This window comes from Thiothrix fructosivorans (genome assembly GCF_017349355.1).
Lineage (GTDB): Bacteria > Pseudomonadota > Gammaproteobacteria > Thiotrichales > Thiotrichaceae > Thiothrix > Thiothrix fructosivorans.
In genome coordinates this window covers 255,200-271,805 of sequence record NZ_JAFMPM010000007.1, presented here as the reverse complement: position 1 = coordinate 271,805, position 16,606 = coordinate 255,200, and the positions used below count along the sequence as shown (strand labels likewise).

Genomic DNA, 16,606 nt, shown 5'->3' with positions numbered 1-16,606 from the left:
TAGGCATTACACCTACGATTTTAGTTCGTTTTCACGAAAAGTTGTTTGGATTCGGTAGACCGAGGATAATGGTCGGCTTTCCAACGCTGATACGACGGATAGAACGGACACAATGGCAGGCAAAATTTTTATCGAAACCCACGGATGTCAAATGAACGAGTACGATTCAGCCAAAATGCTGGACGTGCTGCATCATGCGCAGGGTATGGAACTCACCGACAATCCGGCGGAAGCGGATGTGTTATTGATGAATACCTGTTCGATCCGCGAAAAAGCGCAGGAAAAAGTGTTCTCACAATTAGGGCGCTGGAAAAAACTCAAAGATAAAAATCCCAACATTGTCATCGGCGTGGGTGGTTGTGTTGCCAGCCAAGAAGGCGAAGCCTTACGCCAACGTGCCCCCGTGGTGGATGTGGTATTTGGCCCGCAAACCTTACACCGCTTGCCGGACATGATTCGCCAAGTACGCACGGAACACCATGCGGTGGTGGATATTTCCTTCCCCGAAATCGAAAAGTTCGACAATTTGCCCGAACCGCGTGCGGAAGGGGCAACGGCGTTTGTGTCGGTGATGGAAGGGTGTAGCAAATATTGCACGTTCTGCGTCGTGCCTTACACCCGTGGCGAAGAAATTTCCCGTCCCTTCGATGACGTGATTACCGAAGTGGCGCAACTCGCGGCGCAAGGCGTGCGTGAAGTCAATTTGCTGGGGCAAAACGTGAATGCGTATCGTGGCAAAATGCACGACGGTTCGATTGCCGACCTTGCCATGCTGATCACCTTGGTGGCAGCGGTCGATGGCATTGATCGAATTCGTTACACCACTTCACACCCCAACGAATTCAACGACAGTTTGATTGAGGTGTACGCGGATGTGCCGGAATTGGTCAGCCATTTGCACTTGCCCGTGCAAAGCGGTTCTGACCGGATTTTGATGGCGATGAAGCGCAATCACATGGCGATTGAATACAAAGCCAAAATCCGCAAATTACGCAAGATTCGCCCGGATTTGAGCTTGTCATCCGACTTCATTATTGGCTTCCCCGGTGAAACCGAGCAGGATTTTGCCGATACCATGAAGCTGATTGCAGAAATGAATTTCGACCTGAGTTTCAGCTTTATCTACAGCCAACGCCCCGGTACACCCGCTGCGAGTTTGCCGGATGATGTGCCACAATCGGTGAAAAAAGACCGCTTGCAACACCTGCAAACCCGTATTTTGGCGCAAGCCAACGCCATTAGCGAAGCAATGGTGGGCACGGTGCAACGGGTGTTGGTGGAACGCCCTTCACGCAAGCATGAGCAAATGGCGGGGCGTACCGAAAATAATCGTGTGGTGAATTTCGACGGGCAGGCGAATTTGATCGGTCGGTTCGTCGATGTGCGCATCACCGAAGCCCAACCCAATTCCCTGCGTGGCGAGATCGTCGCGGTGGAAAGTGTGGTTGGGCGGATGGTGATGGAAGCGGTTTAACCATAACGAATCTTCATCACCAAAATGCTGGCGGAGAGAATGAAGGTAACGATATTCGCCGCCACAATCGGCCACGCATTCAGCGCCAGCCCGTACAGTAACCAGCAAAACACCCCCGATGTAAAAATAATGTACATCGGCAGGGAAATCGAGTGCGTTTCCCGTGTCTTCAAGGTTTGGTAAGCCTGCGGTACAAACGAAATCGTTGTTAGCAGACCCGCGACTGAGCCAAGCATATCAATAAACATGAGTATCCTTAAAAAGCGTGGGAAACGTTCTGTTCCCCACTGATTAAAATATTCCGATCCGGCGTGAAATTGGTGTAGAACGACAGGAATGCGCCACCCAATGCCCGGGCATCGTTGCCAATAGTGCCTGCCGTCATTTTAGGCAGGGTTAAACCTTCCAAGTCCAACTGCTGCATGGACACTTGCACCGCATCCGTGAGTTTTTTGGTTAAGGCAGGTGGGAACAAGCCATCAATAATCACGCCTTCAAAATCAATGACGCTGACTGCTGCGACAATCGCATAGGCAATGGCGGGGGCTGCCGTATTGAGCCATTGATCAAAGATGGCTTGCGCTTGGTCAAACGGGGCTTCGGTTTGGTTGTTTGCCAAGCCGTTGAGCATGGTATCGGTTTCTAAACCCAGTGCATTAAAACGCTTATTCAATAAATAACGGGAGGCGCAGTTAATGAGTTGTACCGTTGCACCACTGCGCATATCTTCGGCGGCATAGCTACTCGGTACGGGCATTGAACCAACCGCTCCGGCATTGTTGAAACTGCCGCAATACAAAGTGCGGTTCATGATGATGCCGCCACCAATGAATGTGCCCACAAAGATGTACAAGTAATTGTTAAATTTCTCGCTATTGTCGAATTCCAGCGAAGCAATGCACGCTGCCGTGGCATCGTTGACCAGCCACACGGGGAGTGTTTGGTCTTGCTGGATGGTTTCTTTGATGTCGATGCTGTTCCAGCGCGTGGTGATGTGGTCAGGAATGGCAGCCTCTTGTTGCCAGCCACCCAAGCCATACGGTGCGGCGACCCCAATACCCATCAAACGCTTGTCTTGTGTTGCGTTGAAGTGGGCGGTGAGCGTGGTAATGGCATCCCGAATGGCCGGAAAAATGAAATCAGGGTCGGGGTAGGCGTAGGTGTAACCGCAGCGTTGCAAGATTTGCCCCGTAAAATTGATCAATACCACATCCAGCCCACTGCGCCCAATTTTTACCCCTAATGAATACGCGCCAGTCGGGTTGAGGGCAATCGGTACGGCGGGTTGCCCCACTTTGCCGGTTTCATGGCGGCGCTCTTCTTTGCGCAATAGCTTCTCATCCAATAAGCGGTTAATGATCACCGAGGCAGTCTGAGCGCTCAAGTTGGTGATACGCGCGATTTCGGCTTTGGTCAGGCTACCGGCACGGCGGATGAGTTGAAGAACAAGTCGCTCGTTGTATTGAGCGATTCCTGAGAGGTTGCTGCCCCCAACTGATGGACTGGTTTTGTGCTTCATTGGCTAGATCTTGACCTCAATATTTATCAATGGTTGGCAATGCTTGCGGCATTGTATCCAATCGTGTGCTAGGTGGTCGATTTTGTCGTTAGATTAGTCCGAAGCAATTAATAAATAAACTTGAATTAATTATTGACAGGCACTCACTGAATCATTACTATTTTGTGAATAGGAAGAGAGATGCCGCGACCCAACAAGCCAGTAAGCGTTTGTTTAGTCGCAGGTAAATTTAATATGTCGAGTGGTGGAGGAATGTAAGATGTTCAAGAAAAGTGCGATGGTTTTGGCGTTGACTGCTAGCTTCATGTTGCCTGCTGCGGTACACGCAGAAGACATGATTGTTGGTCTGATTACCAAAACCAACACCAACCCGTTTTTCGTGAAGATGAAGGAAGGCGCGGCAGCGAAAGCCAAGGAAATGGGCATCGAATTACGCAGTTTCGCCGGTAAAGTGGATGGTGACAACGACTCCCAAGTACAAGCAGTTGAAAATCTGATCTCTGCGGGTGCAAAAGGCATCATGATCACCCCTAGCGATTCCAAAGCGATTGTCCCAGCGATTGAAAAAGCGCGTAAAGCGGGCTTGCTGGTCATTGCATTGGATACGCCGTTAGACCCTGCCAGTGCAGCGGATGCAACATTCGCGACGGACAACTTCAAAGCGGGTGAGCTGATTGGGCAGTGGGCAGCCAAGTCACTGGGCGACAAAGCCAAAGACGCCAAAATTGCCCTGCTGGATTTGAATGCTAACCAAATCTCGGTTGACGTAGCGCGTGACCAAGGCTTCCTGAAAGGTTTCGGTATTGACCTGAAAGATGCCAAGAAAATGGGTGACGAAGACGATAAGCGCATTGTGGGCAATGATGTGACTCAAGGCTCGGAAGAGGGTGGTCGCAAAGCGATGGAAAACCTGCTGCAAAAAGATGCAGGTGTCAACGTCGTGTACACCATCAATGAACCGGCGGCAGCAGGTGCGTATGAAGCCTTGAAAGCCGCAGGTAAAGAAAAAGACGTGCTGATCGTATCCGTTGACGGTGGTTGCCCTGGCGTGAAAAACGTTAAGGACAGCGTCATCGGCGCAACCTCCATGCAGTTCCCGCTGCTGATGGCTTCCAAAGGTATCGAGGCGATTGCTGAGTTTGCCAAATCAGGCAAAAAGCCTGCTAACAGTGAAGGGCTGGATTTCTTCAATACCGGTGTTGAGCTGATCACGGATAAGCCTGCTGACGGTATTGAATCGATCAAATCCGAAGACGGTCTGAAAAAGTGCTGGGGTTAATCCGCACACATTGAGTTGCTGAGGTCGAGTGGTGTCTGGTGGCGCAACCTCAGACACCGTTACATAGGCTGGGCTTTGTGAGAAGGAGAGACTGACATGGCCACAGACAATTTTGAAGCCGTTGCTGCGAGCGCGGGGGGAAGTGTTGCTTCCTTTGAGCCTGAAAATGTGAGCTTGGGTGAACGTACCCAACGCTTTTTACACAATTACCCGACTGCTGCCCCAGCATTTGTGTTGCTGATGGCAGTCGCCTTCTTTTACGCCATTATCGGCGGTAAATTTCTAGACCCGTTTAATCTATCGCTGGTATTCCAGCAAGTCACCATCATCGGCATGATCGGTGTGGCACAAACCCTCGTGATTTTAACCGCCGGTATCGACTTGTCTGTTGGGGCGATCATGGTGCTGTGTTCCGTGGTCATGGGGCGCACCGCGATTACGCTGGGGCTTCCGGCGGAACTGGCGTTAATGCTCGGTTTATTGGCGGGGGCGGTGTGTGGCGCAATCAATGGTTTTCTGATTACCCGCCTGCGTTTACCACCGTTCATTACGACGTTAGGGACGTGGAGCATCTTTTTCGCGCTGAATCTGTGGTATTCCGAAAGTGAAACCATTCGTTCACAAGATATTGCCGCGCAAGCTCCGTTGCTGCAATTCATGGGCATTTCGTTTGAATTTTTGGGCGCACGTTTCACCACGGGCACATTGAGTTTGCTCGCGCTGTTTGCGGGGATGTGGTACGCGCTGAATCATACTCCGTGGGGTCGGCATGTCTACGCAACTGGTGATGATCCGCAAGCGGCGCAGTTGGCGGGGATTAATACCGAAAAGGTGTTGCTATCCGTCTACATCGTCGCTGGGGTTATCTGTGCCTTTGCGGCATGGACATTGATCGGACGTATCGGCTCAGTTAGCCCACAAGCAGGGCAATCCGCCAACCTCGACAGCATTACTGCGGTGGTTATCGGTGGCACGAGCTTGTTTGGTGGGCGTGGGGCGATTGTCGGTACGTTGATTGGTGCGCTGGTGGTCGGCGTTTTCCGTAACGGTCTGGCATTAGCGGGGGTCGATGTGTTGTGGCAAGAGTTCTCGATTGGCTTGCTGATTATCGTAGCCGTTGCTGTCGACCAATGGATCAGGAGGGCGTAATCATGAATGCTGTTACCAAACTCGAACCCATCCTCAAAGGTCGCAATATGGTGAAACGCTACGGGCGTGTCACCGCACTGGATCACTCCGATTTCGACCTCTACCCCGGTGAAGTGCTGGCGGTCATCGGCGACAACGGCGCAGGCAAATCCTCCCTGATCAAAGCCCTCACAGGTGCAGCACCACCCGACATTGGTGATGTGTATCTGGCAGGCGCATTGGTGAATTTCAAAAATCCAATGGAAGGTCGTCTTGCCGGTATTGAAACCGTTTACCAAAACCTAGCGGTTTCCCCCTCGTTAAACATTGCTGACAACCTGTTTCTAGGGCGTGAACTCTTGAAACCCGGCTTTCTCGGTAAGTGGTTGCGCATGTTAGATCATCAGAAAATGGAGCAAATTGCCCGCGACAAATTGTCCGAGCTGGGTTTGCTCACGATTCAGTCGATCAACCAAGCGGTGGAAACCCTGTCGGGTGGGCAACGTCAAGCGGTCGCGGTAGCGCGTGCCGCCGCGTTTGGCAGCAAGGTTGTCATTATGGATGAACCAACGGCTGCTTTGGGGGTGAAGGAATCCCGCCGTGTTTTGGATTTAATCAAGGATGTGCGTAATCGGGGAATGCCAGTGGTGCTGATTAGTCACAATATGCCGCATGTGTGGGAAGTGGCGGATCGTATCCATGTACACCGTTTGGGCAAACGCCATGCCGTGATCAAGCCGTCGACACACACCATGTCGGAAGGGGTGGCGATCATGACGGGGGCAATGGATCCGAATGATCACCCAGCAGGGGCATACGCATTACCCGCAGGGGCAATGTAACCGTCAGGTGATGAAATTTTGAAGTTTTCGTAAAAATGGCAGTTCGCTCCGGTGTTGAACCAAGCTACTGGGACTGGTACTCCCGCTAGCTTGACCGAGGCGAACTGCGCCCTTAGCGCTCAGCAATGAGCGCACTTATATTAACACAGTAGGTAAGTGCGATGAAAATGAGTATTCGGTTAAGTGTGATTAGCGGCATTGCTATGCTGTCCCTGAGTGTTGGCGCAATGGCGGCAGATGCAGCAGCTTCCCCCAAAACGTTCACCTTCGGTGGTGATGTGGAATTGGACATCACGGCTGACGATGGCGGTGACGCAGGCAATAATTTCACGCATGGCGGTCGTATTAAGCTCAACGCCGTGGGTGAAACCAAAGGTGACAACTACTTCATTAAAGGCGTTGCCCAACCGCTCGTGCCATTCAAAGGTAGCAGCTTGGGTTACGACGACGTATTCCTGCAAATGGGTCGCGACAAGTGGGATGTACAAATCGGTCGCTTTGAAGCAGCCAACCTGTTTCCGCTGGGTAAAGATACTATCGTGAGCCATGCCGGTGCGGGTGAAGCTAAAGTCTACGAAGCCAATAAAGCACGTGGTCGTAAAGATGATGTGCTGCACGTCGCACTGCATTCCAACCCTTCCGATAAACTCAAGCTGGAACTTGGCGTGATGAACGGCAAAGCCGATAGCGATAGCTTTACGGCATTGCGTCCGGCGGTGTCTTACAACATGGGTAACACTACGCTGCACGCCGGTTTTGAAACCGTCAAAGACAAAGCTACCGATGGCACTGAACTGAAACAATCCGGCGTGGGCGTTGGTGCAGGGGTTAAGCTGGGTGCAACCAATGTGAATGCCAGTGTTGCTTCGTTGAGTGAAAAAGCCACTGGCAAAGCCGATGTGGATGTTACCTCGTTGGGTCTGAACATGCAGCGTGGCCCTTTCGGTGCAGGCTTGGTCAATTCCACCACGGATAACGGTTCAGCTACCAAACCTAAAGTGAACACTGTTTACGCGACGTATACTGTCCCTGTGTTTGGCAGCAAAGATGCATCCGTGACGTTCGCCGCGAATGCATCGCGTGCCAGCAACGTTGCGAAAGACGAATCGGTGAATGCCGTGCGTGTGCGTTTTAACTACGGTTTTTAAGGAATTTAACCCATGTTTGTTGTCTGTGGTGAAGCCCTGTTTGATGTATTCGTCCCAGAAGGGGTGAGTCAATCAGCATTCGCTGTGCCGTTTGTGGCACGGGCGGGTGGTTCGCCGTTCAATGTGGCAATTGGTTTGCGCCGTTTGGGGCAGCCCGTGGCGTTATTGACAGGGGTTTCCAACGACTTTTTGGGTGACAGACTGATGGCGGTGCTGCAAGCGGAACAGGTCTCTACCGAATGCATTGTGCGTAAAGCAGCACCGACCACCTTAGGTTTCATCCAAAAAAATGCGGTTGGTGTACCCAACTATGCGTTTTATGGCACAGGCGCTGCGGATCGTTTAGTGACCACCGCCGATATTAATTTGGATGGTAAAGCCGTCAGCGGCATTCACATGGGTTCTTATTCCCTTGTTGTACCCCCCACAGCCGATGCGCTGTTAGCACTTGCTCGGCAGCAGTCGGGCAAGTGTTTACTCTCGCTTGACCCGAATATTCGTCTGAACGTCGAGCCGGATGTGCAGCAATGGCGCGAGCGTATCACTAAATTGCTGCCCTTTATGGATGTTGTCAAAGTCAGTGACGAAGATTTGGCAGCGTTATACCCGGACGTTGCGCCAGAAAGCATTATCGCCGATTGGTTAGCTCGTGGCGTAAAACTTGCGTCATTAACGCGTGGTCGCGAAGGTGCGTCACTGTGGAGTCAGCAGGCGCAGGTTACGCTGCCGACACCGCGTGTGAACGTGGTGGATACCGTCGGCGCGGGGGATACGTTCCAAGCGTCATTATTGAATAGCCTGCTGGATTTACAAGCCAATACGGCTGATTGGGCATCAGCGTTAACAGAAACAACCTTGCAGCGTATCGGGCAAACAGCGGTATGCGCCGCAGCGCTTACCTGTTCACGTCAGGGTGCGGATTTGCCGAACGCGGCAGAGGTGCAACAAGCCCTAACGGAGTTAACGCTATGAGTCATATCATTATTCCTGTCGCAGCGTTTGATCTGGTCATCTTTGGTGGCACGGGTGATTTGGCATTGCGCAAGTTATTGCCAGCCCTGTTTCGCCGTGATGCAGCGGGGCAAATTCCAGCGGAAGCCCGCATTATTGGTTTAGCCCTGAACCAACAAACCGTCGAGGATTACCGTGCGCAAGTCGCTGATGCCCTGTACACCCATTTAGATGCCAATGAACGGCAAACGGATGCGTTGGAACGTTTTCTGGGGCGTTTAGACTATTATCCGACGGATGTGATGAGTCAGCACAGTTTTCAGGTATTGGCGGAGGTGCTGGCGGCTTATCCTGAGCGTATCCGTGTCTATTATCTGGCGGTTGCGCCTGCTTTGTTTGACGATATTTCCCACGGTTTAGCGACCGCTGGTTTAACCGGTAAAAATGCCCGTTTGGTCATGGAAAAACCCTTGGGGCATGATTACGCCAGTGCCGCCCGCTTGAATGCGCAAGTCGGCGATGTGTTTGACGAACACGCGATTTACCGCATTGATCATTACCTCGGTAAGGAAACGGTGCAAAACCTCATGGCGTTGCGCTTTGCCAATGCCTTGTTTGAGCCGATTTGGAATGCGCAATGCATTGATCATGTGCAAATTACTGCCGCTGAATCGTTGGGCGTGGGTTCGCGTGGTGGCTATTACGACACTGCGGGTGCTATCCGCGATATGGTGCAAAACCATCTGTTACAGTTGCTCTGCCTGATCGCTATCGAACCGCCCTATCGTTTTGAGGCGGATGCAGTCCGCGATGAAAAGTTGAAGGTACTGCGTTCCCTACGCCCTCTCTCCGGGCGGAAAGTTCTCGACCATACGGTACGTGGACAATACTTGGCGAGTTCCTCATCCCCTGCCTACACCGAAGAAGTGGGGAATCCTGCCAGTATGACCGAATCGTATGTTGCGCTGAAAGTCGAGATTGATAGTTGGCGGTGGTCAGGCGTGCCCTTTTATTTGCGTACTGGCAAACGTTTGAAAGCACAATCGGCTGAAATTGCCATTGTTTTCAAGAAGCCTTCGCACCTCATGTTCGGCGAATTACCCACGCCGATTTTCCCGAATGTGTTGAGTATGCGCTTGCAACCCGATGAAGGGCTGCGCCTGCACATCATGACCAAAGAGCCGGGGCCTGGTGGTTTCCGTTTGCACGACATCCCGCTGGATATGGCGTTTGCGGAACGGCAGGATGCCGGTTGGCGGATGCCGGATGCATATGAACGCTTGCTGATGGACGTGGTGCGCGGCGACCAAACCTTGTTCATGCGCGGCGATGAAGTCGAAGCGGCATGGCAATGGATCGACCCGATTATCGACGCGTGGCAAGCATCCGGTAGCAAACCGGAAGGCTACGAACCCAACAGTTCGGGGCCGATTTCCGCGATTGAAATGATGGCACGAGACGGGCGGCGCTGGCGGGAGATTGAAGCATGAATACACCTCTTCACCCCCAATTAGTCGCCGTCACCCAGCGTATCGAAGCGCGGAGTGCGGCAACCCGTAGCGCGTATTTACAGCAAATTGCGGCTGCCAACCCTGTGACCCCGCGCAGCAAGCTGAGTTGCGGCAATCTGGCACACGCGGTTGCCGCTGTTCCCAACGCCGATAAGTTGAAACTGGTGGAATGGACGGCAGGCAATATCGGCATTGTCACTGCTTATAACGACATGCTTTCCGCGCATCAACCGTTTGTGTATTACCCCGATGTGATTAAAGCGGCAGCGCGTGAAGTCGGTGGTACGGCACAAGTTGCCGGTGGTGTTCCGGCAATGTGTGATGGCGTGACGCAAGGGCAGGCGGGCATGGAACTTTCCTTGTTTTCCCGTGATGTGATTGCGATGAGTGCGGCGATTGCGTTGTCGCATAATGTCTTCGATGCGAGCGTTTTCCTCGGAGTCTGCGATAAAATCGTGCCCGGCTTGGTGATTGCGGCAGCAAGTTTTGGGCATTTACCGTGCGTTTTCTTACCGGCAGGGCCGATGGTATCCGGTTTGGCGAATGATGCGAAAAGCAAAGTGCGCCAGCAATACGCGGAAGGCAAAGTCGGGCGCGATGAGTTGCTGCAAGCGGAAATGCAATCCTACCACGGCGTGGGCACTTGCACGTTTTATGGCACGGCAAACAGCAATCAGATGTTGATGGAGTTCATGGGCTTGCAATTGCCGGGCAGCAGCTTTGTGAATCCGGGTACGCCCTTGCGCGAAGCCTTGACGGTGGCGGGGGCGCAACGTGCCTTGGCAATGACGGCTAAAGGGGCAAGCTATACGCCTGCTGCCGCTATCCTCAGCGTGAAAGCGTTTGTAAATGGCATTGTCGGGCTGAATGCGACAGGTGGTTCGACCAATTTATTGCTGCATATCGTGGCAATGGCGCGAGCGGCTGGGATTCTGATTGCGCCAGAAGATTTTGCGGATTTGTCTGCCATTACCCCGCTGATGGCGCGGGTCTACCCGAATGGGGTGGCGGACGTGAACCATTTCCATGCGGCGGGTGGCTTGCAATTTGTGATGCGCGAATTGTTGGCAGCGGGTTTATTGCACGAGGATGTCGAAACCGTCGCGGGGACGGGTTTGCATCACTACACGCAAGAACCGTTTTTAACCGCCGATCAAACCGTGGCATGGCGTGAGGGTGCAAGCACCAGCCATGACGCGGACGTTTTACGCCCAGTTGTTCAGCCGTTCCAGCCTTCCGGTGGTGTGGTGCGGTTACAGGGCAACTTGGGCGATTCTGTTATTAAGGTGTCGGCAGTCAAGTCGGAAAAACGCTTGATTCAAGCGCCTGCGAAGGTTTTCCACGATCAAGCAGCGGTGAAAGCGGCATTTGAGGCGGGGGAACTGGATGGGGATTTTGTGTGCGTGGTGCGTTTCCAAGGCCCTAAAGCCAATGGAATGCCGGAATTGCACGGTTTAACGCCGATTTTGGGCTTATTACAAGATCGCGGTCAAGTCGTGGCATTGGTCACGGATGGTAGAATGTCGGGGGCAAGCGGCAAAGTCCCCGCTGCGATTCACGTCAGCCCCGAAGCCTTGGACGGGGGCGCGATTGCGAAAATACGCGATGGCGATCTGATCCGTTTGGATGCTAATAACGGTCATCTGGAGGTGTTGGCGGACGGGTTTGCCGAACGCGCACCCGTGACGGCTGATTTACGTGCGAATGCGCACGGTTGTGGGCGGGAACTGTTTCAAGTGTTCCGCGCTCATGCCAGCGCTGCCGCCAGTGGGGCAAGTGCCCTGTTTTCAGATACAGGGAGAGCTTAACCATGTCAGTTAAAAGTATTTGTCAGCAAGTGCCGGTGATTCCGGTGTTAGTCGTCAACGATGTCAGCATTGCCCAACCCTTGGCGCAAGCCTTGGTGAACGGCGGTTTGCATGTGTTGGAAGTAACCTTGCGTACTGCGGTAGCGCTGGAGGTGATCCACCGCATGAGCGAAGTCCCCGGTAGCATTGTTGGCGCGGGGACGGTATTAACGCCTGCCGATGTGAAAGCAGTGAAAGCAGCGGGCGCAGCGTTTGCGGTTTCCCCCGGTGCAACCGAGCGTTTGTTAGCGGCTGCTGAAGATGAAGGTTTGGCGTTGTTGCCCGGTGTTGCCACGGTATCCGAGGTGATGAAGTTGGTGGAACGCGGTTTCGATACCTTGAAATTCTTCCCCGCCGAAGCAGCGGGTGGGGTGAAGATGTTGAAATCCATTCACGGCCCGTTACCGGATGTGCGTTTTTGCCCAACAGGTGGGATTAGCGTACAAACCTTCCGCGATTATTTGGTATTACCGAATGTCTTGTGTGTGGGCGGTTCGTGGTTAACCCCTGCCGATAAAATAGCTGCGCAAGATTGGGCAGGTATTGAAGCGATGGCGCGTTTTAACGTTGATTTGGTTAAAACGCAGTAAGAAATGTTTCTGGCAAAGTATTGAGTCGACTCCTCTACTTTTCTGGACATCGGAGCGTCAGGTTTTAGTTGTGAATGCGGCGCTCCTGTTAACCCTTCTTTTACGTTGAGTCATGCGTAAAAGAAGGGTCTTTTTAACAGTTTCACGCAACTCCTCAAGTCTTGCCTCCCTCGTCATGGGGGAGGGATTTTTAAAGGAGGGCGTTCTCAAGCAGCGATAAGGAGAATGACGTGTTTGTTGCATTAGTGATGGATATTGGCGGAACAAATATTCGGTTAGGATTATTAAAACAAGGTGAATATATCCCTACCTATATTCAAGCTTATAAGATTAATGCATTCGCGCATTTAGCGGATGTGATTGCCTTATTTTTGGAGAGCGCTCCCGCCCATCAAATAACAGACGCGGCTATTTCAGTAGCAACCCCCGTGATGGGGGATTACATCAAACTAACGAATCATAGCTGGCAATTCAGCATTGCAGCAGTTCGCGCCCAATTCGGTTGGCAACGTTTAAAAGTGGTGAATGATTTTGCGGCATTGGCGTTGTCCTTGCCATTATTGCATCCGCACGAATTACAGCAAATCGGCGGGGGTGAGGCGGATGCGGCTGGCGTGATTGGTTTGTTAGGGGCTGGCACGGGCTTAGGGGTATCCGGTTTGGTGGCAACGCCCGAAGGCTGGTATCCGCTGTCGGGTGAGGGTGGGCATGTCACCTTGGGAGCGCGAAATGCCCGTGAATTGGCGATTTTCAGTCATTTTTGGGCGAAGTATGGGCATATGTCAGCGGAACGCCTGCTGTCCGGCACGGGCTTGGTGGAAGTCTATCAAGTGGTGTGTGCGCTGGATGGTGTGCCTGCGGAAGCCTTGGACGCTGCGGCGATTTCGCAGCGAGCCATAGCACAGAGCTGCGTTGTCTGTGCGGAAGTCATGGCGTTATTTTGTGAATGCCTCGGTGTCGTCGCAGGCAATTTAGTGTTGAGTTTGGGGGCAACCGGCGGTTTGTATATTGGCGGTGGCATTATTCCCCAATTAGGTGATTTCTTTGTGAATTCGACCTTTCGGCAAGCGTTTGAAGCCCACGGACGTTTCCGTGCGTATTTAGAAGCCGTGCCGGTGTACGTGATCCACGCGGATCAGGCTGCCTTGAGAGGAGCAGCCCATTCATTGGACAGCCGATTTATTCGATTGGGTGTTAATTGTATTACTGGAGGAGTAGGAACATGTTGAAGAAAATCTTAAGCAAATCCATTGCGATTGCCTTGTTAGCGATGAGTGCCAGCGCTGTTGTTCATGCGGGTGAAGTGGAAGTTCTACATTTCTGGACCTCCGGTGGTGAAGCGAAATCGGCTGCCGAATTGAAAAAAATGCTCGAAGCCAAAGGGCATACTTGGAAAGATTTTGCGGTTGCGGGTGGTGGTGGTGAAAATGCCATGACGGTACTGAAATCCCGCGTGGTTTCCGGTAATCCGCCTGCTGCGGCGCAAATCAAAGGGCCAACCATTCAGGAATGGGGTGATGAAGGCGTATTAACCAATTTAAACAGTGTTGCCGAATCTGAAAAATGGAATGATTTATTGCCCAGTGTGGTGGCTGATGCCATGAAATACAAAGGCAATTACGTTGCCGCACCCGTTAATGTGCATCGGGTTAACTGGATGTGGTTAAACCCTGCGGTCTTCAAAAAAGCCGGTGCAGAAATTCCCAAAACATGGGATGAATTATTCGCGGCTGCGGATAAAATCAAAGCGGCGGGTTTGACCGCGATTGCACACGGCGGTCAACCTTGGCAGGATTCCACCACGTTTGAATCCATTGTATTGGGTACAGCGGGTGCAGACTTCTACCGTAAAGCCTTTGTTGATCTTGACCCGGCAAGTTTGGATAGCGAAGCGATGGTCAAAGCCTTCGATATGCTGCGCAAAACCAAGGGTTACACCGATAAAGATGCACCGGGTCGTGAATGGAACATGGCAACGGCCATGTTGATCAACGACAAAGCGGCGATTCAGTTCATGGGCGATTGGGCAAAAGGCGAATTCACCGCTGCGAAAAAAGAAGCGGGCAAGGATTTTCTGTGTATGCCAGCACCGGGTACAGCGGGTATGTTCACTTTCAATATTGACAGCTTTGCGATGTTTGAATTGAAGGATGAAAAGAACAAAGCCGCGCAAGTCGATTTGGCCAAAACCATTATGGAACCGGGTTTCCAAGAAGTCTTTAACCTGAATAAAGGTTCAATCCCCGCACGTTTGAATATGGATATGGCGAAGTTTGATACTTGCGCGAAAGATTCCAGTGCGGAATTCGTGAAAAGTGCGGCGGATAAAACCTTAGTGCCAAGTATGGCGCACGGTATGGCAATGTTCTCGGCAGTGCAGGGCGCGGTATACGATACGGTTACTAAGTTCTATAACGATGATGCGATGAGTTCCAAAGATGCGGCAAAAGCTTTAGCCAGTGCGGTTAAAGCCGCGCAAACCAAGTAAACCACTAACCTACTGGTGTGTTGAAACGGGGGGAGGGCATGTTCCTCTGCCTTCCCCTTCTATTGAGGTGTCTTATGGTAACGAAATGGCTAGAGCGCATCATGCCTCGGCTGGTGCTTGCACCCACCTTTGTGATTGCATTGGTGTTTATCCACGGGTTTATTTTGCTGAATGCGTGGTTGTCTTTTTCGAGTTCTAATTTAATGCCCAAATATGATTGGGCAGGTTTTATTCAATACGAACGTTTATTTGCGAATGAACGTACTGCGGTCGCTGCGACCAATCTATTCATTTTTGCAACACTGTTTATTCTGATTTGCTTATTCCTTGGTTTGTTGATGGCGATTTTGTTGGATCAACGCATTCGGGGCGAGGGTGTGATTCGCACGATTTACCTGTATCCGATGGCATTGTCATTTATCGTGACAGGCACAGCATGGAAGTGGATCTTGAATCCGGGCTTGGGTTTTGAAAAGCTCATGCATGATATTGGCTTTGAAACCTTCCAGTTTGATTGGTTAGTCAATTCTGAGATGGCGATTTATACCGTGGTGATTGCGGGCGTGTGGCAGTCGTCGGGTTTCGTCATGGCGTTATTCTTGGCCGGTTTGCGCGGAATTGATGAGTCTATTATTAAAGCAGCGCAAATTGACGGCGCATCCCTACCCACGATTTACCGCAAAATCATTATTCCCGGAATGCGTCCGGTATTTTTCAGTGCCTTTATTATTCTGGCTCACATTGCGATTAAGAGTTTTGACTTGGTAATGGCCTTGACGGGTGGTGGTCCTGGTTATTCCTCGGATTTACCGGCGACGTTTATGTATACGTTTGCGTTTACCCGTGGGCAAATCGGTATTGGTGCGGCGAGTGCGATGATGATGCTAATGACTGTGATGGCGGTGATCGTGCCTTACTTGTATTCCGAATTGAGGAGTCAACGTCATGCTTAATTCAGGAACGATTCGTTGGAATCATGTGTTGGGTCGGGCGTTTATTTATTTGATGCTAGGTGCATTTGCGCTGTATTACCTGATTCCGTTGTTTGTGATGGTGGTGACTTCACTCAAGCCATTGGATGAAATCCGTAGCGGGAATTTACTCTCGTTGCCGATGCAGCCGACGTTTGAGGCGTGGGGAATTGCGTGGAATAGCGCGTGTACGGGCGTGCAATGCAATGGCTTGCAAGGTTATTTCTACAATTCCATGATCATGGTAATACCCGCCATGCTAATTTCTACCTTATTGGGTGCAATGAACGGTTATGTGCTGACCAAGTGGAAATTCCCTGGTTCTAATGTGGTGTTTAGCATGTTGCTGGTGGGTTGTTTTATCCCCTTCCAAGTCATTTTGCTGCCAATGGCAAAAGTGTTGGGCATGGTGGGTTTAGCGGGATCATTGCCGGGGTTGGTGATGGTGCATGTGATTTATGGTTTGGCGTTTACCACGCTGTTTTTCCGCAATTACTATATTACCATTCCCGATGAATTGATCAATGCCGCACGAATTGATGGCGCAAGTTTTTGGACAACCTTTTTCAAAATCATTTTGCCACTGTCTACGCCGATTATTGTGGTATCGACGATTTGGCAATTTACCCAGATTTGGAATGATTTCCTGTTCGGCGTGATTTATTCATCGGGTGAACAACAGCCGATTACGGTGGCGCTGAATAATCTGGTAAATACCAGCACGGGTGTGAAACGTTATAACGTGGATATGGCGGGTGCGATTATTGCTGCCTTGCCGACCTTGTTTGTGTACGTGGTTGCTGGTAAATATTTTGTGCGTGGTTTGACCGCAGGCTCAGTAAAAGGCTGACTTTTGAT

Annotated in this window: 15 protein-coding genes; 13 read left to right on the top strand and 2 right to left on the bottom strand. The window is 51.5% G+C overall.

Translation table 11 applies throughout. The features are described 5' to 3' along the window. Nucleotides 1–112 precede the first annotated feature (112 nt). Complete coding sequence (gene miaB, locus J1836_RS14030; protein WP_207251750.1) at nucleotides 113–1,474, top strand: tRNA (N6-isopentenyl adenosine(37)-C2)-methylthiotransferase MiaB; 1,362 nt, start codon at nucleotides 113–115, stop codon at nucleotides 1,472–1,474. Here miaB and J1836_RS14025 read toward each other — a convergent pair. Then, nucleotides 1,471–1,722 (bottom strand): SemiSWEET transporter, encoded by a 252-nt coding sequence (locus tag J1836_RS14025; RefSeq protein ID WP_207251749.1) that lies wholly within the window; start codon nucleotides 1,720–1,722, stop codon nucleotides 1,471–1,473. The two genes, miaB and J1836_RS14025, sit on opposite strands and share 4 nt — an antisense overlap. An 8-nt stretch (nucleotides 1,723–1,730) precedes the next feature. Further along, nucleotides 1,731–2,993 (bottom strand): ROK family transcriptional regulator, encoded by a 1,263-nt coding sequence (locus J1836_RS14020; RefSeq protein ID WP_207251747.1) that lies wholly within the window; start codon nucleotides 2,991–2,993, stop codon nucleotides 1,731–1,733. A gap of 259 nt (nucleotides 2,994–3,252) precedes the next feature. On the opposite strand from J1836_RS14020, the gene J1836_RS14015 reads away from it, so the two are divergent. From J1836_RS14015 to J1836_RS13960, 12 genes are all read left to right on the top strand, one after another. Then, nucleotides 3,253–4,272 carry a sugar ABC transporter substrate-binding protein gene (locus J1836_RS14015; RefSeq protein ID WP_207251746.1) on the top strand — a complete coding sequence of 340 codons (1,020 nt, stop codon included), beginning with the start codon at nucleotides 3,253–3,255 and terminating at the stop codon, nucleotides 4,270–4,272. 96 nt (nucleotides 4,273–4,368) lie between these two features. After that, on the top strand, nucleotides 4,369–5,421 hold the full coding sequence (locus J1836_RS14010) for an ABC transporter permease (RefSeq protein WP_207251744.1): 1,053 nt from the start codon (nucleotides 4,369–4,371) through the stop codon (nucleotides 5,419–5,421). Nucleotides 5,422–5,423: 2 nt separating this feature from the next. Next, entirely contained in the window at nucleotides 5,424–6,242 is an 819-nt protein-coding gene (locus J1836_RS14005) for an ATP-binding cassette domain-containing protein (protein ID WP_207251743.1), read from the top strand. Nucleotides 6,243–6,403: 161 nt separating this feature from the next. Beyond that, entirely contained in the window at nucleotides 6,404–7,390 is a 987-nt protein-coding gene (locus tag J1836_RS14000) for a carbohydrate porin (RefSeq protein WP_207251742.1), read from the top strand. A 12-nt stretch (nucleotides 7,391–7,402) separates the two neighbouring features. Then, entirely contained in the window at nucleotides 7,403–8,362 is a 960-nt protein-coding gene (locus J1836_RS13995) for a carbohydrate kinase family protein (RefSeq protein ID WP_207251741.1), read from the top strand. Further along, a complete protein-coding gene (zwf, locus tag J1836_RS13990) occupies nucleotides 8,359–9,831 on the top strand; it encodes a glucose-6-phosphate dehydrogenase (RefSeq protein WP_207251740.1) in 1,473 nt (490 codons plus the stop codon). Before J1836_RS13995 ends, zwf begins: the two co-directional genes overlap by 4 nt. Then, on the top strand, nucleotides 9,828–11,660 hold the full coding sequence (gene edd / locus J1836_RS13985; protein ID WP_207251739.1) for a phosphogluconate dehydratase: 1,833 nt from the start codon (nucleotides 9,828–9,830) through the stop codon (nucleotides 11,658–11,660). Before zwf ends, edd begins: the two co-directional genes overlap by 4 nt. Nucleotides 11,661–11,662: 2 nt before the next feature. Further along, a complete protein-coding gene (gene eda / locus J1836_RS13980) occupies nucleotides 11,663–12,289 on the top strand; it encodes a bifunctional 4-hydroxy-2-oxoglutarate aldolase/2-dehydro-3-deoxy-phosphogluconate aldolase (RefSeq protein ID WP_207251738.1) in 627 nt (208 codons plus the stop codon). Nucleotides 12,290–12,519: 230 nt separating this feature from the next. Further along, on the top strand, nucleotides 12,520–13,518 hold the full coding sequence (gene glk, locus J1836_RS13975) for a glucokinase (protein ID WP_207251737.1): 999 nt from the start codon (nucleotides 12,520–12,522) through the stop codon (nucleotides 13,516–13,518). Then, entirely contained in the window at nucleotides 13,512–14,777 is a 1,266-nt protein-coding gene (locus tag J1836_RS13970; protein WP_207251736.1) for an ABC transporter substrate-binding protein, read from the top strand. Before glk ends, J1836_RS13970 begins: the two co-directional genes overlap by 7 nt. Nucleotides 14,778–14,851: 74 nt before the next feature. Beyond that, the gene (locus J1836_RS13965) at nucleotides 14,852–15,730 is read left to right on the top strand and encodes a carbohydrate ABC transporter permease (protein WP_207251735.1); all 879 of its coding nucleotides are present in this window, start codon (nucleotides 14,852–14,854) and stop codon (nucleotides 15,728–15,730) included. Further along, on the top strand, nucleotides 15,723–16,598 hold the full coding sequence (locus J1836_RS13960; RefSeq protein WP_207251734.1) for a carbohydrate ABC transporter permease: 876 nt from the start codon (nucleotides 15,723–15,725) through the stop codon (nucleotides 16,596–16,598). The genes J1836_RS13965 and J1836_RS13960 overlap by 8 nt, the downstream gene beginning before the upstream one ends. Nucleotides 16,599–16,606 lie beyond the last annotated feature (8 nt).